The following is a 16,058-nucleotide window of genomic DNA, read 5'->3' as shown; positions in this document are numbered from 1 at the left end:
TCCACGCCCCCGCATGAGGGGCGACGCCTATTACGTAGTCAGGGTTTGTGGTTGATTTGTTTCAATCCACGCCCCCGCATGAGGGGCGACGGTCGCCTTGTAAAATGTTGATAGTCAAGGTTCTTATGCGTACTTTCCGCTGACTTAGACATATTTATGTCTTATAGTCCAGAGTTGTCAAAGATCATTCTTATAACCCTTTGTTTTATAACATATTATTATCTGCGCGAACCATTCTTGCATAAGTATGTTCGCTTGGGGTTCGCATGTTAAAATATCAGCGGTCCTTCCTGGTCATATGTGCCCTTTGCCCCTATGTGCTCTATCCGGTGCTTCCAATTCGATCCCAAAAAATAGAACCTTAAACTGTCACAGTCTTTATCTATCTCTTCTATCAACCGTTGCCGCAGGTGCGTCCACTGCGCAGGGTCAACGATGCACTCAAACACTGAATACTGCACCCGCTGACCATAGTCCTGACATGTCTTCGCTACCCTCCTCAATCTCCTCTTTCCATCTCCCTCCACGGATACGTCATAACTTATTAATACCAGCATTTTCCTCCTACTTCCAGATGAACGGCGGATATCCATCTAAATCCTGACGAATATACCTCGCTAATAACATCGCCTGCACATGAAACAGCAACCCAACCGCTACTTTTTCATTTAAAAAAGGATGCGTCAACTCCTCCTGCTTCCTCTTTTGATATGCAATGAGAACTGCTTTCCTTGTCTCGTCATCCATTAACACCCCACCCGCTTCCTGTTTCCTAAACCCAGACGCCCGCACCTGTCCCAGATTTATCAGACTTACTACAAGCCTGTCAGCAAGGTATGGCCTAAACTCCTCAAGTAAATCCAGCGCAAGCCCAGGACGCCCCGGCTTGTCACGGTGTATATACCCTACCGCAGGGTCCAACCCCACCGCCTCACATGCCGAACGTATGTCATGCAACACAATCGTGTATAAAAACGATAACAGGCAGTTGACATTGTCCATCGGCGGACGCCTGCTCCTTTCCCTGAAATAGAACTCCTCCTTTTGCGCAATAATCAAATTGTCAAAGACACCGAAATAACTGTGTGCAGCGTCTCCCTCAACCCCCCTTATCTCTTCAAGCGATTCCACACGCTGAAGCTTCCCTATCGACATGCCTAATCTGTCAGCCACCTTCGATACTGCATCTATGTTAAATTTCCCGGCTGCCACGCCGCCGCGTACCTCCGAATGGTCCCTTAACATGCGACGAAGTACGGTTCTACAATTGGAGAACTTCGCCGTAAGCATCGCTCTTGCGATTTTTAATGTCTCATCGCAGTTGTCAGCGCGACGGTACTGCTCCCTCCGTAATAGCACATTGCCAGATACCGGGCCCTGCACCTTCGCAAGAAACCGCCCATATTCAGTCATAAAACTTATCGACACGCCGCTCTCAGCACAAAACCCCATCAAGGCAGGACTGCTCATCACCTGTCCGAAACACACGATGCTGCCCAAATTATGCACCGGCAGCTTTACCAGCGTATCATCGCCGGATTTGACCACAACCGTCTCGCCCTCTTTCGTGAGATACGCACCTTGTGTCGTAACGTACAGGGTATTTAATAGTCTCTTCATCGCCCTGCCTCCATATCATCAACATCCCCGTCACCTGGGATTTCCACATATTTTCTCAAATACTGCTCAACCGGGCTGCCCTTTTTCATCTTCTGCGGCATACATATTTCAATGAGGGAGCAGTTCTTACATTTAGGGCCGAACTGCGGCATGGGCGTTGCCCCTGAATCTATCAATTGATGGAGCCTGAGCGCAGTCTTTTCGGTAAGCTGTCGAAGTGCAGCGTCAAATAACACGTTGAGTCGCCGTTTTGTCTTACCATAGAACATCGCCCCATGTTCAATTTTGACGCAAAGCATCTCCTCCAGACACAATGCCTGAGCGCAGAGTTGAACTACATCGTAATTACCTTTTTTGGGAATACCGCGTTTATACTCAACAGGGAAGGGTTGCCATTTAACATCTTTTAGTTTCGAATCGCTGCGGATTCTATGGAACTCGACAACATCCGCCTTACCTGACAACCCCAGCGCCAACGACCTGAGCACAACGCCGGTAGATATTTTAATATCACGTCGGCTTTCAGACTTGCCGCTGTCAACCTGTTCATGCAATATCCTGCCCTCAGCCGTGAAGAGATTCTCATCCCACACCTGCTCAATATGAATCAGCGCACACTGCCTCTCACAAAACAACAGATGCTGCAACGCTGAAAGTGGTAACAGGTCATCTTCAGCGTACAACATCAAAATGGTTCGATGGAAATATTGTTAGGATTGAATATTTCAGGGTTAAGTCCATCGAGCGTTTTGAATCTCACTGAGTAATCCCCAACCTTCTTTGGCTCATCAATCTTAGACACAACATTCAGCGATCTATGAACCACAGCAGATGGATATTGTCCATGTTTAGAATTATGCTTCCACCACAGCACTGCAATAACTTCCATACTCCCTTCTGGACGGGCAGAAGAGGCATCGTTATCTAATAAGTGTTTTAGCGCTTCATGTATAGCAGCAGCATCAACATCAGAAAAAAATGTCTTTTCAGCAAGATTAGGATTTATTGCGCCATAGCTTACATATAGGCCATGATCGACACGATGTTTCATTCCCATCGTATCGGATGCCTTCTTTGTTCCATCTCCCTCACCGCTGACACTTTTTGTAATCTGTATGCTGGATACATTGGCATGTATTGGAGTAACGCTAAATGCCGAATGGATGGATACAGGCCCACGGATACCAATAGAAACACCACTAGCATCTTTCTTATCATCCTGCTTGTCGTCTGTTTCTTTTTTCCCTTTACTTTTTCCTTTGTAAGCAAAAACTTGACCGAACGATCTGACATCTATCCATTTTATACAAGTTTCACTTCTTAAGATATCTTCATCTTTTTCCATCTCTTTTTTCTTAGGATTTGATTCTAAAAAAGCATCAAACCTTGACTTTAAGCTCCTATGCTTATCTACTCTGTTATCATCAGACTGAACAAAAATCTCATGCTTTGCCTCCATAAGACGGTTTCTTATTTTCCTTTTGATGCATACATCGGATATCTCACCATATCCATCATAATTGATACGTGGTCTATTGCTATTTAATGGATCACCATTGGGGTTTGCTCCGTTTACACCTATAATGATTGCAAAATCAACTTTGTGCTTCAGTGTCTCCATGAAAATCCTCCTTTTTAATTGTTATTAACCCTCATCCTCTGTATTTATATCCTCACCGCCTTCAGCTTGTCCTTTCTTACGCTTTAAAACCTCACGTTGACAGTGGTATCCTAACAAGAATTCTCCACTTAACGGTTTATCGTTTATAAAATTCTCCGACGGTTCAAACATAGTCATCACCTTATCTATTACAGCCAAATATTTATTTGCCCTTACAAGCCGCATTCTGTAAGGAAGCAATGAAAACTCTATGGTTTTCCATGTGGTGTATGGATGGTCAGAAAAACGCTGCATTAAACGCACAGCATTAGTTTCTCTCTTTTCTCCTGTCAAAGATAATGCAACATTTTCCAAGCTGTCAGCGGCGGCCAAAAGCCGCCCATACAAATAATCCCTTGTTTTACGACTCTCATCTAAAGCCATATCATATTTCTCCTTCTCATAAAATTTTTTGTAAAGAGCACATGCAATACTCAGTGTTTTATTCCATTGCCATGTTTCCATAGATAACGGATTACATGCACGGCGAACTGCCGAGACAACAATATCAAGAGGAACTTGCCTTCCATCAATAATACAAGGCAAAAGACGCTCGACTGTTGCCTTTGTTAACTTATCATCAACATTAATACCGTAGGCAGCTATTGCAATATCTTTTGGTGCAGGTGCCCCTTCAAATATCAACTTTTTCTTTTCTTTTATACCATACTCATGAACCCATGTACAGGTTTCATGCCAACTATCCAAACGGTCTATAAATTCTGAACCTGTAAGTTCACGGTAAAAAGTAATAGCCATACGCCCTGGCGATGCAGAATCAAGTCCCATAATAACTATACTGCTTGTATCACCCAAGTCTTTCTTGTAACCACGAATTTTATCCCTTAACTTAACAGCAAACTCCTGTGCTGTTGAAACTGAAGCTGCAGGATCATCGCTTGGAAGGTCATCAGGCATATCTGCTACAGGATTAGGAACATCTTTACCAGATGTCGCCCATGCAACTATTGTCTGATCACCATTACGATAGCCTTGACGACCAATAAGCCAGCGCAAGGCATTATGAATCATTTGTGTTGCTTCAAAACTAACACCACAAACCTGATGACCAAACTCATCTGTAAAACGTCCACGAAATGTAAAACCATATTTATCGTTTGAAGATATTAACTTCGCGCTATCTCCATCATTTCTTATCTTTGCCGGATGCATATCGGCAGACAATAACTCATCCCCCTTGATATAACACAATGCCTTGTTCTGTTTGGTAGATGAGTAGTATTTTATCCAACTATCCCGTAATGTATCATCCTGCCATGTTTTTGAACAAGGATTTCCATGATGTTCGACTTCCCATCGAATAAAGGCATCTGATTGTGAAGAATTACCCTTAATCAAAAAAAAGATTTCAGGCTTATCCTTTACGTCTCCTTCCCATATGTGTAGTAACTTGCCGTCCTTTACGCAATGTAATATTCCATGGTTAATTAAATCTTCTATAACAGTTCCTTTATTGACGTACTCCAACACCGCTTTTGCCTTTTCATGGCAGTAATTCGATGCACACCAAGCCTCAAGATTATTTATATAAGATTTAGAATAAGGCTTTTTGTCACCACCATAGTCTTTGTAATCATTTGCAACATACTGAAGTTTATCCGACAGGGGATGTGGTGACTCACCACTTGTTCTACCACCGGAACTTTCAGTACATGGGATAATCGTCCTGGCGTCATCTTTTTTAACAATTCTTGCCTGTTTAAAGTTCCCTCGATCATCGATTACAATCTCGATCTGAGCCATCTGCGTCGTATGACCAATCGGAAGAAGAGGTACAGTATCATCTTCAGGTATTTTGCCAATCAACGCAGAGCAATTTTCATACGTATCATAAAGTTTTTGTGTCCAACTCATCGAGTAAACCCTCCTCATTTAATCCAACCGACTTGGGCGGGTTGGCTTTCATTGGCCTTACGAGCCTTTTGATAGTACACTTGTCAGGACGAATAAAATGTACTTTCCCATCATTCATTTTGGGTTGCCAAAGTCTGGCATAGAATTCATTGCTGCCTATTTCATCTGGATAATCAAACCCGTGAAACATCATGCCAAAAGATATTTCGCCGTAATCATCATAATCTCCCCTACCTTCGCCAAAACTGCACGGTGTCACATATCCCTGACATTCTCTTGCGCCAAGAAAGATGTCCCGTCTTCCTCCCTTTTCTATCATTCGTTTGGCTACTTCATGATGCTTATTCTCACATCTGTCTCCAGCCATGTCCTGACGATTCATGTTCCATTCAAAATGTGCCCTTACCTGGTATTCAACATCACTAAGATAGGTATAAATAGCGAGTGAATGACCTTGTCCGCTATAGATGATAGGCTTGGAAGCTCGTGTTTGCGTTTTTATGCGTTTCATCACCCTGAGCTCATCAATAACCCATGTGAAAGTCGGCTTCCAATAAACAGAGCTTAATATGCCTTTCAATGCCTCATAGGTGGGAATATGATATGAACATTTCTCACCACCTAATTTTGTAAGTGGATCAGTAAAAAGGGCATATTTTCCTTCTACCTTGAATTCCACAATGTTTGGTTTTACCATCTGCGCCTCCCAGATTAATCAGACATTAAAAATTCCATTTCATTTACAGCATCGTCGCTTAATCCAAAATCATCACAATAATAACGCTCATCAAGATGATATATCTCTGTCTCTTTTTGCACTTCGTGGATTATGTCATTAGTAAGCATTTTCCCTAACTTATCATGAAAAATATTAACCGAATATCGCTGTGCCTCTCGAAGATATTTATATAATTGATCAGCTTTAAACTCTGAGCAAAGTTTACCGATAAGCATCTTCCCCTCTCTACCGTATGGAACAACAATTCCTCTTGTGTTTGAGTCAATCGCTTTAAATGATTTTGCAGCGCTCATAAAAGCTTGCCTTAACGGTATCTCTGGTAGATGTCCTTTATTTATTCTTCTAAATTCTTTCACTGACCGCCCGTTTAATGAAAGTAAATTAAATAAATCATCATCCAACCCTAGTTTAGACTTGTGGTCAACTGGATAACACATATCGTCTTTTCGATCATAAAAATAGTACCTGTAATACAGCTCGATCACTTTGAGACTCAAAAGATCGTTGTCAAATTGTTCTGGATATTCTTTGAATTCTCTCAAAACCCGTTCTGCTTGCCTTTTGGCTTCGTTGATCTCAGGAAGTTTATCCAGATTTTCTTCCTTTGGATTTACTATTATCACATCACCCAATGATTGTATTTCATTATTACGATTACATCTGCCCGCCGCCTGCATTATCGAATCAAACCCAGCTAAACATCTAATGACAGAACCAAAGGAAATATCGACTCCGGCTTCAATCAATTGTGTGCTTACACAAACAACAGGACTATTAGGCAGTAGTTCTTTTACTTTATTTAATGTATCCATGCGATGAGCTGGGCACATATTCGTGCTTAAATGAAAAGTATCAACACCAAGTGATTGCTTACACTTCTGATATAGCTGTTTTGAAGACCGTTTCGTATTGACTACAATTAGGACGCTGCTGGCTTTAGAAAGCTGTCTGCCTACAAGCTCTACAATCTCGTCGTCTGACCAACCACCTCTTTTTGTCCTGTCATATACATTGACACGTTTTAATTCGCTAAAAAGTTCTGCTGCGTTAGAAACCATCTGCTGTTCTGCTTTAATATCTAATGCCCTCTGAACTGGTTCAATTCTATCCAAAAGCGGCTGAGTGGCAGTACACAATACTACTGTAGAGCCACAATTATTAATAAGAAAATTGACCGCTGTATTAAACATATGCACACATCTTATAGGTAAATTTTGTATCTCATCAAAAATTATTACTGCCTTTGCAAGCTGATGCATCCTGCGTGCACCTCTCGTACCAGAGCCAAACAAGGTCTCTAACACCTGTACATTTGTTGTCATAACGATAGGTGCATCCCAATTTTCAGAAAGGACTTTCTGTCTGGCCGTCTCATTTTCTGGCATTAAATTAGAGTGATGCTCCAGTACGATAAACCCTTTATCTATTTCTGTCTCAATAATTTTACGTATCACATCAGCGTTCTGATCAATTATAGTTGTATAAGGCACAACATATATGATTCTTTCTAAACTATGTTTGTTTGCATGATGCAGCGCAAATCTCAAACTGGCTAATGTTTTTCCCCCACCGGTTGGTACGGTAAGTTGATATAATCCGGTTGGCCTATTGGAAAATTCATAACACTTTTGAGAAATATTATTACGGACAGCGTTAATGCCAACTGGTCTAAAGTCCATCAAATTATTTTCAAATCTGTCTTTTAACTCTGGCCAATTGTTGTATTTAACATTATTTCTGAGTTTTGCTGCGTCTGGTACTTCAAAATCTGCTGTATTGAGTCTATCTGCATCGATTAGACAACTGAATAGAAACCGTACCAGTAGACCGCACTTGAAAGCAAGGGTTTCTTTGCTGTCATTGTCGGTTCTTAATCCATTGAAACGCTTTATGAGGTTCAATGAAAAATCTTCAGATTTTAGGCGTTTTGTTATGTGTTCCCTCTTCTCTTCGTCAAGCCTTGCGATCACTTCATTGACATGTGTTTTTATTTCATTTTTTAACATGCGCTTTGAATAGCTGTCTTTCCCCTCTGGTGAGATGCAATCTATCATCCCTGAATGATGAGATGCTATACATAGTGACAATGTCTCAGCTATAAGTAAAAAATCTCTTTTTTCCTTCTGAGGAATATTTTGATAAATCAATTGCGCGCCAGCAGAAGAGTGATCGACCTTCCCCTTCATTTTACCTGCATCTACGTAATCATCTGCATCAGAGTCAATAAGGCCCTCAGCCGATTTTATATATTTGGTAAATTCATCGCTTGCCTTTCCAATGTCATGTAAAAGACCTATAATCTCACCATATTCTTTTAACCCTATCTTTGAAGCAAACTCACCAGCTTTTTCAGAAACGTCCTCAAGGTGAGATGATAATGGATGTGTTGCCTGAATATTTTTGTTGTAATGAGCTATATAATCATCTATTTTAAACATATTTATTCTCCTATATATTTAGGCATTACTAACTTAACAAATACAGTTTAATGTTACTTCTATGTAACAAGCTATATATCTGACATCATAATCTATGATTTCATATTTGTAGGATAATATAAAATAATAATAAACGCAACAACTATATTAAACATGGTATGGAATACTTGAAATCCCCACGGCTTTATGCCGTCATTTCACACCTCAATGCTCGCCATTGACTTTACCGCGCCTATCCCTTATTATATCGCTATATGAATACGGTGTTAAGTGTGCTTGAAGTCACTGCGGGGAAGCGCTGTTCGCTGGCTGCCGGTTGGTTGTTCCTTGGCGTTGCCTCTTTGCTTACTTCAGGGCTTTTGGCTGTTTTGCTTGTACTTTCTCGTACTCCTAAAATCCAGGATATATTCCCTCTTATCGATTTCTTTAAAGTTGCCCTCGTTGTTCATGTCGATTTGTCTGTTACGATTTGGTTCCTTGCCTTTGCTGGCGTACTATGGACTTTAAACGGCAGCGAATCATTTATTGGTTTAGGGTATGCTGCCTTGTGTGTTGCTGCCGCTGGTACAGTCATTATCGCACTGTCGCCTTTTCTCGGCGCCAGTCATCCGCTTATGAACAATTATGTGCCTATGCTTGACGATAAGATATTTCACATTGGGGTTATCATATTCTTCGCCGGATTCACGTTGCTGCTCTTGCGCGCTCTACTCACTATTTCACTTTCCAACGCAACTGACTCTGATGATGGGGCGCAGAAGTTCGGACTCTATGCCGGGGCTGTCATCGGACTGCTTGCAATGTGTACGCTCCTATGGACATACCTCTCTATCCCCAAAGACCTCCCCCCGCTTAGATACTATGAGATATTGTTCTGGGGCGGCGGTCATTTGCTTCAGATGCTCGATACCGTAATTATGCTCACCGCCTGGGTGTGGCTTGCCAGGGCAGCAGGTCTTTCCCCTAACCTCACCCCAAAGACCGCAGTTGCCATGTTTTCAGTGCTGCTTATTTCCTCTCTCTATGCCCCAATCATTATCCTTACACAACAGACAGGGTCAGAGGAGTACATAGGACAATTCACTGAGCTGATGGAGTGGGGGATTGGTGCGCCGGTTATCGTCATCGCACTGCTAATCATGGCATCGATTATTAAAACAAAGATAGAGGCAAATAAAAAACACCTGCGCGCTGCCCTGATTAGTTCGATGCTGCTGTTTGGGGCGGGCGGCGCTATCGGTTATATGATTAGCGGCGTCAACGTCACTATCCCAGCCCACTACCACGGCGTAATTGTTGGCGTAACTCTATCATTCATGGGGCTGACTTATTATCTGCTGCCTCGCTTCGGATTCAACGAGCCCACTGTAAAACTTGCAAAACTCCAGACATTCATATACGCCGCCGGACAGCTTATTCATATAGCCGGACTCGCTTGGGGCGGTGGTCACGGCATTCAGCGCAAGGTAACAGGCAGCGCCCAGAGCCTCGACACGTTTAAAAAAGTTGCAAGCATGGGGCTTATGGGGCTCGGCGGCGCTGTAGCCATACTAGGTGGCTTTTTGTTTCTGATAGTAGTGTTGAGGGCAATGCGCTCAAAAAATAATAATCCTGCCACGCCTCTGCATGATGGATAACTCAAAATTGTACAAAGGAGCCGCTTAATATTGAAGACATACGAAAGACTATTGCAAAAGAAACAGATAGACGCCCTGCAGGAAGAGGCGTTTTCTGATACCGGCAGAGAAGCTGCTCTAAGACGTACACTTGGACCGGTGGAACTCACAGCAATTGGTGTGGGGGCAATAGTTGGGGCGGGGATTTTTGTCCTGACCGGACAGGCCGCGGCAACTTATGCCGGGCCGGCTATTGTGCTGTCTTTCCTTCTGGCCTTTGTCGCTTGTGGATTCGCAGGGCTTTGTTATGCCGAGCTGGCCTCGATGATTCCCATCTCTGGCAGCGCCTATGTCTATGCCTATGCTACATTGGGTGAGATAGTAGCATGGATAATCGGCTGGGATTTGATTCTGGAGTATTTTCTTGGGGCTGCTACTGTGGCCATTGGTTGGTCTGGATATGTGGTTAGTTTCCTTGGCGATTTTGGTATCAATATTCCAAAGTATCTCTGCGGGCCACCGTTTACATATGACACAGCATCTCACAAATGGGTAGTAACGGGGGATGTCTTAAACGTTCCGGCCCTCTTTATCGTAACTGCAATGTCTGTTGTTCTCCTCATGGGGATAAGGTTTTCGTCATGGGTTAACTCTATGATAGTTGTTCTAAAGGTATCGATACTGCTCATATTTATAGCAGCAGGGGTATTTTTTATGAACATGTCTTATCTGAGTCCGTTTATACCGCCCAATACGGGGGAGTTCGGCTCTTTTGGGTGGAGCGGGATACTGCGCGGGGCGGGTGTTGGGTTCTTTGCATATATAGGATTTGACACGGTATCGACGGCTGCATCAGAGGCAAGGAACCCTCAGCGCGACCTGCCCATAGGGATACTTGGCAGCCTTATTATTTGTACAGTTCTCTATGTGAGCGTCTCTCTGGTGTTAACATCTGTGGTACGCTATACAGATTTACAGGTGTCTGCCCCTATTGCGGTTGCTGTAGATGCAATGAGGCTCCATTTTCTTTCTCCCCTTGTTAAAATCGGCGCAATAGCAGGGTTGTCCTCAGTGATACTTGTGCTGCTGATGGGTCAGTCAAGGATATTTTATTCGATGTCCAGGGATTCGTTGATTCCAAAGGGGTTCTCAAAAATCAACAAGAAATTCAATACCCCGCATGTTTCGACTATTATAACTGGGCTTTTTGGGTGTGTGGCCTCATCGCTTTTGCCGATTCAAATAGCCGGAGAGCTGGTTAGCATAGGGACACTTCTTGCCTTTTTGATAGTCTGCTCAGGGGTGCTGATTCTCAGATACACTCAGCCGCAAAGACACAGGGCATTCAGGGCACCGGGCGGCATTGCTGTCCCCATCGGGGGGATACTCTTTTGTCTTTATCTCATGTTCGGACTACCGTTTGATACATGGATGAGACTAATAGTGTGGCTGGTAATCGGCCTTGTTATTTATTTTACATATTCTGTTAAGAGGACAAGGAGGGCAACATTGCAGTGATAGACCTGTTGAAACAATTCATAGAGATTGTTATGCACCTCGACAAACACCTCGGCGATATAGCAAACAGCTACGGTATGTGGACATACGCCCTGCTTTCAGTAATAGTGTTTTGTGAGACAGGGCTTGTCGTAACACCGTTTTTACCCGGGGATTCACTCCTGTTTGCTGCCGGGACGATTGCCGCTATAAGTACTCTTAAGCTCCACTGGCTGATAATCTCGCTCTCTCTGGCCGCAATAATCGGAGATGCTGTGAACTACTGGGCTGGTTACTATATTGGCCCGAAGGTATTTCACTACGAAAACTCACGCCTGCTAAACAAAGAATACCTTGAGCGCACAAGAAAGTTTTACGAGAAATACGGGGCTAAAGCAATAATCATAGCCCGTTTTGTGCCCATTATAAGAACATTTGCCCCATTTGTTGCCGGCATTGGCAAGATGAACTACAAACGCTTTACCACCTATAACATCATTGGCGGCATATGCTGGGTTGGCATATGCTCAACGGCCGGGTATTTCTTTGGCAATATCCCGATAGTCAAACGCAACTTTACGCTTGTCATATTTGCAATAATTATAATCTCCATACTGCCTGCCGTAGTTGAGTTCCTTAGACATAAGTACGAGAAGAAATAGCTAAACTATTCAGCAAAGGAGGCGTCAGGCATGAAAATAATAGCAGTAATGGGCAGCCCCAGGGGGAAAGGCGCCGGGTATCAGATAGTAAGAATGATTGAAGAGAAGATGAAGACAATGGGCAGCACTGACTTTGAGTACCTCTTCCTGAAAGACCTAAATCTGAAACTCTGTACCGGCTGCTATACTTGCCTGTCTGCAGGCGAGAATAGGTGTCCTCTGATTAAGGATGACCGCGCTGTGGTAGAGCAAAAGCTGTTGGCGGCAGACGGTGTCATTCTCTCATCACCGATGTATGTGCTTAATGTCAGTTGGCTCATGAAAAATTTTATTGACCGCTTCGCCTACACAACTCATCGGCCAAAGTTTCACCGTCAGAAGGTATTGTCCATAGTGAACATGGGAGGTGACAACCCGGAGATTACTTTGTCGTTACTAAAAAATGCGTTGGCAGGCTCACAGATAGTACACGAGCTGGGGATAGCAACGCCGCCGTGGGCGCAGACGCAACGGGCGGTCACAAGAAAGGAGCAAGCCATTGACGAGGCAGCAAAAAAATTCTACAGCGCCTGCCTGAACACAACACTGCCAATACCCAAGCTGAAAGACCTTATCAGCTTTCACATCATGCAAAAGATATTCCTCAAATGCAGACAGTATTTACCGGCTGACTATGAGTTTTATAACGGTAAGGGCTACTACTACGATACAAGCATAAATCCTGTCAAAGCAGCGGCGGCAAAGGCAATCGCAGGAGTGACGATGAATATGATGAAAGACCTGGGGCCAGGCAGCGTCCCATGGCCTGCTCCGTAGATTAATAAACGAGGCTACATACATGGTGTCTTTACTATTCTGCTATAACAGTTTTTTAAATCCTTCAATGGTAAGACCTGCATCTTTCACGATTCCTGCCATTGTAAATGCGTCAACCGGATTTGCTCGTGGAATTGTTATGATTCGTTCACCATTGGTCATTGTAATATGTTTACCCTCACGAGCTATTCTGAAGCCAGCATTTTTAAAAGCATTGACAGCCCGCTGATGATTTACCCCTGACAATTTAGGCATGAACCACTTCAACAAAACGAGTTTCTTTACCTTTTGTTAATTCTTCCACGGTTTCTATATATGACTGAATGGCATCTTTGATATTTTCGAGCGCTTCTTCCTCTGTTTTACCTTGTGACCAGCACCCAGGAAGACCGACAACCCAAACAGAATAACCCTCTTCTGTTTTCTTAAGATTTACTTTATATCTCATAGAACACCTCCAGGTACTTATTAGCTATTATTTTACAGTTTTTAGGCATTTATTGCAAATCTTACAAGTCTGATGATCATAAGTAAGATGCAGAATCTTGTAATTTGTCTTAAGCAGCTTTATTAAACTCATTTAAGCAGCACAGCGTATCTGACATCAGCCCTTTATTTTTCACATAATTTTTTGCTAACATAACGGCATACTTACAGAGGAGGGAATGGGGTTGAATTTAAAAGCTATGCTGATAGTTAAAGATAAACGTGGTTTTACACTGATTGAGCTGCTGGTAGTCATGCTGATACTTGGGCTTCTTGCGGCACTGGTTGCCCCGCGTATGTTTAGTAAGGTTGGAAAGAGTAAGCAATCCGCCGCTAAGGCGCAGATTGAACTTCTCGGACAGGCACTTGAACAGTTCAAGGTGGATACAGGCAGGTTTCCATCGACAGAAGAAGGCCTTGAAGTGCTTCAGAAAAACCCAGGAGCGGACGGCTGGGACGGCCCATATTTAAAGAAAAATATACCGCCTGACCCATGGAAACGCCCATATCACTACGTCTATCCCGGCAAACACAGCGACTATGACCTCTACTCATTCGGGGCAGACGGCTCAGAAGGCGGCGAGGGCGAAAACAAAGATGTTACGAGCTGGGAATAACCAGCCTCTATTTAGCGTGACAAGGTAATTACATCAGCCATTTCAGACAGGCAATTCTCGCCTTTGACATAATCTCATCTCATTTGGTAAAATAATAGTTCATGAAAATCGCAATTACAGGAAAAGGCGGTGTCGGGAAAACCACGCTTGCGGCGATGTTGAGCTATCTGTATGTGCGCGCTGGCAGGAGGGTTATAGCCGTTGACGCTGACCCCGATGCAAATCTGGCCTCAGCCCTCGGCCTTTCTCAGTCTCAAATCAAGGACATAAAACCAATTGCAGAGATGTCTGAGCTGATTGAACAGCGAACCGGCTCAAAACCCGGCTCTATGGGCGGAGTGTTTAAACTAAACCCGCGTGTAGATGACATTCCAGAGGCGTGCAGCATTGATATTAATGGTATAAAGCTGCTGGTCATGGGTAAATCCAAAGAGGCGTCATCGGGGTGCTATTGCCCTGAGAATGTATTTCTTAAAAGGCTGCTCAGGCACATTGTTCTTGATCCCGATATGGTGGTTATAGTTGATATGGAAGCAGGTATAGAGCATCTCACGCGCGGGACTGCTGAGGCGGTTGACGCCTTTGTCGTCGTCGTTGAGCCAGGCTCAAGGAGCCTCCAAACCGCCAGGACAATCAAGGAAATGGCTAAAACACTTGGCGTCAAAAATGTCTTTGTCGCGGCAAGTAAAATCAGGGATGCTGCCGACTTAGATTTCATCAAAGAGAACATTGAAGGCATGAAGCTCATCGGGCATATCAGCTTTAGCCCGGACATCGTCAGGGCAGACATCAACGCAGCTCCACCGTTTCTTCACGCCCCCAGCGCGGTTACAGAGGCTGAGATGATTAAAAAGTCCATTGAAGAGGCCATTGAGCGATGATTGCAGCACTAAATGACCATAAGGCGGCGCTGCGAAGAGAGGCGCTTCGGCTGCGGGATTCTATTGACCCCAAAACTAAAAAGACCAAAGATAGTGAAATACACAAAAATTTATTCCAAACAAGAGAATTTACTAAGGCCAAATCAGTCATGTTCTTTGCCTCCATCAGGAGTGAACCAAACACGCTGGACATGATTGCTGCTGCATTAACGTTGAATAAGATAATAGTTCTGCCCCGTGTTAATCTTAAAGAGCGCTCGCTTGAGCCATATATTATAACAAACCTGTTTGAACTTGTCCCTGGATATATGAACATCCCGGAGCCGCACCCTGAACTGGCTGCAAAGTGCTCTGCAGAAGATATAGATGTCATTGTCATGCCGGGCCTTGCCTTTGACAAATCAGGTGGACGTGTCGGCTACGGCGGCGGCTACTATGACAGATTTATCAGCGGGATAAAAGGCCAACGCCCTGTGCTTGCCGCTGTCGCCTATGATGAACAAGTCATGGAATCTGTGCCGGTCATGAGTTATGACCAGAGGATAGATATGATTGTAACTGAGTCGGGGGTTTTCAGGGTGTCTGCCGCGTGAATAAGCAAAAAATAGAGGAAGGCATACGCCTTATACTTGAGGGCGTTGGAGAGGATACCTCAAGGCCTGGCCTGCGAAACACGCCGGGGCGTATTTCTGAGATGTACGAGGAGATTCTTTCAGGACATGAGACTTCGATAGAGGAGATACTGCGTCCGATAGAGGGTGAAAGCCACGAGGAGATGGTAATACTTAAGGATATAAGTTTTTATTCGATGTGCGAACACCACCTGCTGCCATTTTTTGGTGCCGTAAACATAGCCTACGTACCCAACGCGGGCAAGATAGTGGGCATTGGGTCGCTGGCGAGGGCGGTTGATATTCTGGCCAGGCGGCTTCAGGTGCAGGAGAGGCTCACTACGGAGCTGGCTGATTTGATAATGGCAAAACTCCGGCCAAAGGGCGCGATGGTCATTATTGACGCCGAACACCTGTGCATGAGTATGCGTGGGACGAAGAAAAACGGTGCGAGGGTAGTTACATCGGCGGTAAGAGGTATATTCAGAAACAAACAATCAACCAGAGAGGAAATGCTTGCTCTCATAAAAAAGTAAATTC

Annotated in this window: 17 protein-coding genes; 8 read left to right on the top strand and 9 right to left on the bottom strand. The window is 43.9% G+C overall.

The window, feature by feature from the left end:
• Positions 1-269: 269 nt before the first annotated feature.
• The 7 genes from cas2 to ASN18_RS10945 are packed head-to-tail and all read right to left on the bottom strand — an operon-like array spanning position 270 to position 8,332.
• On the bottom strand, positions 270-557 hold the full coding sequence (cas2, locus tag ASN18_RS10975) for a CRISPR-associated endonuclease Cas2 (RefSeq protein ID WP_085052787.1): 288 nt from the start codon (positions 555-557) through the stop codon (positions 270-272).
• 7 nt (positions 558-564) lie between these two features.
• A complete protein-coding gene (gene cas1c / locus ASN18_RS10970) occupies positions 565-1,620 on the bottom strand; it encodes a type I-C CRISPR-associated endonuclease Cas1c (RefSeq protein ID WP_085052786.1) in 1,056 nt (351 codons plus the stop codon).
• Complete coding sequence (gene cas4, locus ASN18_RS10965; protein ID WP_085052785.1) at positions 1,617-2,306, bottom strand: CRISPR-associated protein Cas4; 690 nt, start codon at positions 2,304-2,306, stop codon at positions 1,617-1,619. The genes cas1c and cas4 overlap by 4 nt, the downstream gene beginning before the upstream one ends.
• On the bottom strand, positions 2,306-3,241 hold the full coding sequence (gene cas7c / locus ASN18_RS10960; RefSeq protein WP_085052784.1) for a type I-C CRISPR-associated protein Cas7/Csd2: 936 nt from the start codon (positions 3,239-3,241) through the stop codon (positions 2,306-2,308). The genes cas4 and cas7c overlap by 1 nt, the downstream gene beginning before the upstream one ends.
• Positions 3,242-3,265: 24 nt before the next feature.
• Positions 3,266-5,155 (bottom strand): type I-C CRISPR-associated protein Cas8c/Csd1, encoded by a 1,890-nt coding sequence (gene cas8c / locus ASN18_RS10955; protein WP_085052783.1) that lies wholly within the window; start codon positions 5,153-5,155, stop codon positions 3,266-3,268.
• Positions 5,130-5,852, bottom strand: a complete 723-nt coding sequence (gene cas5c / locus ASN18_RS10950) for a type I-C CRISPR-associated protein Cas5c (RefSeq protein WP_085052782.1) — start codon at positions 5,850-5,852, stop codon at positions 5,130-5,132. Before cas5c ends, cas8c begins: the two co-directional genes overlap by 26 nt.
• A 14-nt stretch (positions 5,853-5,866) precedes the next feature.
• A complete protein-coding gene (locus ASN18_RS10945) occupies positions 5,867-8,332 on the bottom strand; it encodes a CRISPR-associated helicase/endonuclease Cas3 (RefSeq protein WP_085052781.1) in 2,466 nt (821 codons plus the stop codon).
• Positions 8,333-8,586: 254 nt separating this feature from the next.
• On the opposite strand from ASN18_RS10945, the gene ASN18_RS10940 reads away from it, so the two are divergent.
• Genes ASN18_RS10940 through ASN18_RS10925 form a run of 4 tightly spaced genes read left to right on the top strand, consistent with a single transcriptional unit; the run spans position 8,587 to position 12,923 of the window.
• The gene (locus tag ASN18_RS10940) at positions 8,587-9,969 is read left to right on the top strand and encodes a cbb3-type cytochrome c oxidase subunit I (RefSeq protein WP_085052780.1); all 1,383 of its coding nucleotides are present in this window, start codon (positions 8,587-8,589) and stop codon (positions 9,967-9,969) included.
• Positions 9,970-9,999: 30 nt separating this feature from the next.
• Positions 10,000-11,466 (top strand): APC family permease, encoded by a 1,467-nt coding sequence (locus ASN18_RS10935; RefSeq protein ID WP_157072943.1) that lies wholly within the window; start codon positions 10,000-10,002, stop codon positions 11,464-11,466.
• Positions 11,463-12,107: a DedA family protein gene (locus ASN18_RS10930; protein ID WP_236861690.1), complete on the top strand. Its 645-nt coding sequence runs from the start codon at positions 11,463-11,465 to the stop codon at positions 12,105-12,107. Before ASN18_RS10935 ends, ASN18_RS10930 begins: the two co-directional genes overlap by 4 nt.
• 30 nt (positions 12,108-12,137) lie before the next feature.
• Positions 12,138-12,923, top strand: a complete 786-nt coding sequence (locus ASN18_RS10925) for a flavodoxin family protein (RefSeq protein ID WP_085052779.1) — start codon at positions 12,138-12,140, stop codon at positions 12,921-12,923.
• A gap of 42 nt (positions 12,924-12,965) precedes the next feature.
• On the opposite strand, the gene ASN18_RS10920 is transcribed toward ASN18_RS10925, so the two are convergent.
• Both ASN18_RS10920 and ASN18_RS10915 read right to left on the bottom strand, forming a co-directional pair.
• Positions 12,966-13,178 (bottom strand): type II toxin-antitoxin system HicA family toxin, encoded by a 213-nt coding sequence (locus tag ASN18_RS10920; protein ID WP_085052778.1) that lies wholly within the window; start codon positions 13,176-13,178, stop codon positions 12,966-12,968.
• Complete coding sequence (locus tag ASN18_RS10915; RefSeq protein WP_085052777.1) at positions 13,171-13,371, bottom strand: type II toxin-antitoxin system HicB family antitoxin; 201 nt, start codon at positions 13,369-13,371, stop codon at positions 13,171-13,173. Before ASN18_RS10915 ends, ASN18_RS10920 begins: the two co-directional genes overlap by 8 nt.
• Positions 13,372-13,588: 217 nt before the next feature.
• On the opposite strand from ASN18_RS10915, the gene gspG reads away from it, so the two are divergent.
• From gspG to folE, 4 genes are all read left to right on the top strand, one after another.
• Positions 13,589-14,026, top strand: a complete 438-nt coding sequence (gene gspG, locus ASN18_RS10910) for a type II secretion system major pseudopilin GspG (RefSeq protein WP_085052776.1) — start codon at positions 13,589-13,591, stop codon at positions 14,024-14,026.
• A 101-nt stretch (positions 14,027-14,127) separates the two neighbouring features.
• Positions 14,128-14,907 carry a carbon monoxide dehydrogenase accessory protein CooC gene (locus ASN18_RS10905; RefSeq protein ID WP_085052775.1) on the top strand — a complete coding sequence of 260 codons (780 nt, stop codon included), beginning with the start codon at positions 14,128-14,130 and terminating at the stop codon, positions 14,905-14,907.
• A complete protein-coding gene (locus ASN18_RS10900) occupies positions 14,904-15,500 on the top strand; it encodes a 5-formyltetrahydrofolate cyclo-ligase (RefSeq protein WP_085052774.1) in 597 nt (198 codons plus the stop codon). Before ASN18_RS10905 ends, ASN18_RS10900 begins: the two co-directional genes overlap by 4 nt.
• Positions 15,497-16,054 (top strand): GTP cyclohydrolase I FolE, encoded by a 558-nt coding sequence (gene folE / locus ASN18_RS10895; protein ID WP_085052773.1) that lies wholly within the window; start codon positions 15,497-15,499, stop codon positions 16,052-16,054. The genes ASN18_RS10900 and folE overlap by 4 nt, the downstream gene beginning before the upstream one ends.
• The last annotated feature ends 4 nt before the right edge of the window (positions 16,055-16,058 follow it).

Source organism: Candidatus Magnetominusculus xianensis (genome assembly GCA_001541255.1).
Classification (GTDB): domain Bacteria; phylum Nitrospirota; class Thermodesulfovibrionia; order Thermodesulfovibrionales; family Magnetobacteriaceae; genus Magnetominusculus; species Magnetominusculus xianensis.
The sequence above is the reverse complement of the archived record's forward strand: the minus strand, read 5'-3'. Positions and strand labels throughout refer to the sequence as shown.